This window comes from Caulobacter sp. P1_B12_2 (genome assembly GCF_056406675.1).
In genome coordinates this window covers 1-4,007 of the sequence record NZ_JBFTZS010000424.1, presented here as the reverse complement: position 1 = coordinate 4,007, position 4,007 = coordinate 1, and the positions used below count along the sequence as shown (strand labels likewise).

The 4,007-nt window shown below is 66.9% G+C and carries 4 protein-coding genes; all 4 read right to left on the bottom strand.

What is annotated here, in order from left to right; translation table 11 throughout:
• Positions 1-53: 53 nt before the first annotated feature.
• Entirely contained in the window at positions 54-2,255 is a 2,202-nt protein-coding gene (gene glyS / locus AC1DZ6_RS20665) for a glycine--tRNA ligase subunit beta (RefSeq protein WP_477099011.1), read from the bottom strand.
• Between the two features lie 5 nt (positions 2,256-2,260).
• A complete protein-coding gene (locus AC1DZ6_RS20660) occupies positions 2,261-3,160 on the bottom strand; it encodes a glycine--tRNA ligase subunit alpha (RefSeq protein ID WP_477099010.1) in 900 nt (299 codons plus the stop codon).
• A gap of 86 nt (positions 3,161-3,246) precedes the next feature.
• Complete coding sequence (locus tag AC1DZ6_RS20655; protein ID WP_477099009.1) at positions 3,247-3,633, bottom strand: hypothetical protein; 387 nt, start codon at positions 3,631-3,633, stop codon at positions 3,247-3,249.
• Positions 3,634-3,719: 86 nt separating this feature from the next.
• Positions 3,720-4,007: DMT family protein (locus tag AC1DZ6_RS20650; protein WP_477099008.1), on the bottom strand; the 288-nt coding region annotated here is incomplete at its 5' end.

The window sequence follows — 4,007 nt, the reverse complement described above, 5'->3', positions numbered from 1 at the left end:
GGACAGAGGGGTCCCGGGCACAAGGCCCRGGATGACGATTGATATTAAGAGCTCTACCCGCCCACCAGCGAGAAGTCCGCCACCTGACCCATGGCGTCGCGGACGGCGGCCAGGGTTTTCAGGCGGTTGTCGCGTTCGGCGGCGACGTCCGAATTGACGAACACGCCGTCGAGGAAGGCGTCGACCGGGCCGCGCAGGCCGGCCAGTTCCTGCATGGCGGCGGTGAAGTCTTCGGCCGCCAGGGCCGAGGCCAGGGCCGGTTCGACCATCCGCAGGGCGTCGTGCAACTGGACTTCCGGCGCGGAGGCGTCGTCGAGCAGGTCGCGACCGCCCTCGGCTTTCCAGCCCTTCTTCTCCTCGGCCTTGAGGATGTTGGAGGCGCGCTTGTAGCCGGCCATCAGGGTCTTGCCGTCGTCGGTCTTGAGGAACCCGTCCAGCGCCTCGACCCGGGCGACGATGCGCACGAGGTCGTCGTCGCCGAGCGCGAACACGGCGTCGACGAGATCGTGACGCTTGCCTTGGTCCTTGAGGGTGACCTTCAGACGGTCGGCGAAGAATGACAGAATTTCGCCGCGCACAACGAACCAACGGTCCCAGAATGGCCGACCACCTGGAGGGAGGATATCTCTCGGCCCAACCGATCCCAAGTCGATGCCGAACTCTTGTTCCAACTGGAACAACCTCCACGCATCGTCTTCGAGCTTCCTAGCCGAAATCTGGTCAGCAAGTGTTCCATAGCTACGAAGCAAAGGCCCAACTTCTTCAATGCCACCCAGCGTAATGTGAGCGCCACTAGTCAAGATCGTCCGGATCACGCCCAACGCCGCCCGACGCAGCGCGAACGGATCCTTCGACCCCGTCGGCTTCTCGTCGATCGCGAAGAAACTCACCAGCGTATCCAGCTTATCCGCCAACGCCACCGCCACGCTCAGCGGCGCGGTCGGGACGGCGTCCGACGGCCCCTGCGGCTTGTAGTGATCGCGGATCGCGTCGGCGATGTCGGCGGGCATCCCGGCGGCGCGGGCGTAGTAGCCGCCCATCAGGCCCTGCAGTTCGGGGAACTCGCCGACCATCTGCGAGGTCAGGTCGGCCTTGGCTAGGCGCGCGGCCTCGGCCGCCTTGTCCGGATCGGCGCCGACCAGCGGCGCGATCTCGCGGGCCAGGGCGACGATGCGCTCGACGCGCTCGGCCATGGTGCCCAGCTTGGCGTGGAAGGTCACGCCGTTCAGCTTTTCCAGCCACGGCTCGAAGCCGACCTTGACGTCCTCGTCCCAGAAGAACCGGGCGTCGGACAGGCGCGAGCTCAGCACCTTGGCGTTGCCCTCGGCGATCACCTTGCCGCCGTCGGCCGACTGGATGTTGGCGATGGTGATGAAGTGCGGGGCCAGGCCGCCCGTCGCCGGGTCGCGGACCGCGAAATACTTCTGGTGGGTGCGCATCGAGGTGCGGATCACCTCGCCGGGCAGGTCCAGGAACGCCGGGTCCATGTCGCCCAGCACCGGGGTCGGCCATTCGGCCAGGCCGGCGACTTCTTCCAGCAGGCCGAGGTCCTCGACCAGTTCGAGATTACGCGCGAAGCACAGGGTCTTGCAGCCCTCGAGGATGCGGCTTTTGCGCTCCTCGACGTCCAGCACGACGAAGTGGTCCAGCAGGCCCTTGGCGTATTCGTCGAAGTCGCGAACCTTGAACGGCTGGCCGCCCCAGCCGAAGCCGACGCGCATGAACCGGTGGCCCTCGGTGGTGTCGCCGCTCTCGATGCCGTCGATGGAAAACGGCACGACCTCGCGGTCGAAGACGCACAGGATGCGCTTCAGCGGCCGCACCCAGCGCAGCTTGCCGCTGCCCCAGGTCATCGATTTCGGCCAGGCGAAGCCGCGCACGATGGCTTCCACCATCTCGGCGACGATCTCGGGGGTCGCGCGGCCGGTCTTCTCGATGAAGGCCATCCAGACGCCGTCGCGCTCGACCAGCTGGTCCTGGGTCAGGCCCGCCTTGCGCAGGAAGCCTTCCATGGCCTGAGGCGGGGCGCCGACGCGCGGGCCTTTCAGCTCTTCCTTGCGGTCGGCCTGGGCGATCGGCAGCCCTTCGACCACCAGGGTCAGGCGGCGCGGACCGGCGAAGGTCTTCAGGGCCTCGGGCAGGAAGCCGGCGGCGGCCAGGTGTTCGCGCGCCATGCGCTCCAGGTCGCGCGCGGCGGCGGCCTGCATGCGGGCGGGGATTTCTTCGGAGAACAGTTCGACAAGCAGTTGGGGCATCTGACTTACGCGGCTTCCTGCTGCTTCACCCACTCCGACGCGCACATCTTACAAAGGTCGCGGATGCGACCGATGTAGCTGGCGCGCTCGGCGACGGCGATCGCGCCGCGGGCGTTCATCAGGTTGAAAAGGTGGCTGGCCTTGAGGACCATGTCGTAGGCGGGCAGCACCAGGGCCTTGCCCTGGTAGGAGCGCGCCAGCATCAGCGGAACCTGGCGCTCCATGTCCTCGAACTGGCCCTTGAGCACGGCGACGTCATAGCCGTGGAAGTTGGCCTCCGAGTGCTGGCGCTCGTTTTCCAGGAACACGTCGCCATAGGTCAGGTGGCCCAGCGGGGCGTCGGGGTCGTTGAACGGCAGGTCGAAGACGTTGTCGACGCCGAACACGTACATGGCCAGGCGTTCCAGGCCGTAGGTCAGCTCGCCCGCCACCGGCGAGACGTCCAGGCCGCCCACCTGCTGGAAGTAGGTGTACTGGGACACTTCCATGCCGTCGCACCAGACTTCCCAGCCCAGGCCCCAGGCGCCGACGGTGGGGTTCTCCCAGTCGTCCTCGACGAAGCGGATGTCGTGGGTGCGCAGGTCCAGGCCGATCGCCTCCAGCGACCCCAGGTACAGGTCCTGCATGTTCGGCGGGTTCGGCTTCAGGATCACCTGGTACTGGTAATAGTGCTGCAGGCGGTTGGGATTCTCGCCGTAGCGGCCGTCGCCAGGCCGGCGCGAGGGCTGCACATAGGCCGCGTTCCAGGGCTTGGGACCCAGGGCGCGCAGGACGGTGGCCGGGTGCAGGGTCCCCGCCCCCACCTCGACGTCGTGCGGCTGCAGGATCACGCAGCCCTGGGCGCTCCAATAGTCATGGAGCGTCAGGATCAGGCTTTGAAACGACTTGGGTTTTGAGGCGGGCATCAGGGTCCGAACAGGGCCAGAAAAAAGTCGGCGGACCATAGGGCCCGCCGACTGGCGCTTCAAGCTAAGTCAGACCTTTGGAGGGCTTAGTTGCCCTTGGCGGCGCTGTGCTTGCCGGCGTTCGAAAGCGGCTTGCCGTAAAGCTTGCGGTTTTCCGGGGTGTCGGCGACCGGCGGATTGGAGACCACGTTGGGATCGCCCGCCTTGAGGCCCGCCTGCTGCTCGGCCGGCATCGAGGAGACGCGGCCGGCGGTGTCGGTCGCCGCGCCGGTCGGGGCCGGCAGGGTGGTCGCGGCCGTCGGGTCGGCCGGCATCGAGGTCGAGGCCGCCGGATCGGCGGGCATGGTCTGATCGGCCGGGGCGGCGGCGGTGGGATCCGGGTTCACCGGGGCGCCGGGGGCCGTCGACTGGGCCATGGCCGCGCCGGACATCAGCGCCAGGGCGGCGGCGGCGGTAGCGATACGCACAAACATTGGGCTGATCCTTTTCGAGGAAATACAGCCACAACAGCGTTCAGACCTTGGACTCCGTTGCGCGGATCACGGGGTCGTGAACACTTTCACTTGAAGAACATCACGATCGCCACGCCCGCCAGGATGAATCCGAAGCCGACCAGCGTCTTCCAGCTGATCGCCTCGCCCAGGTAGAAGACCGAGAACAGCGTGAAGACGACCAGGGTGATCGCCTCCTGGCCGGTCTTGAGCTGGGCGGTCGTGTAGACGTCGTGGCCCAGGCGGTTGGCGGGCACGGCCAGCATGTATTCCGGCAAGGCGATCAGCCAGCTGGTGAAGATGGCGACCAGCATGGTGGTCGAGCGATTCTTCAGGTGGCCGTACCAGGCGAAGGT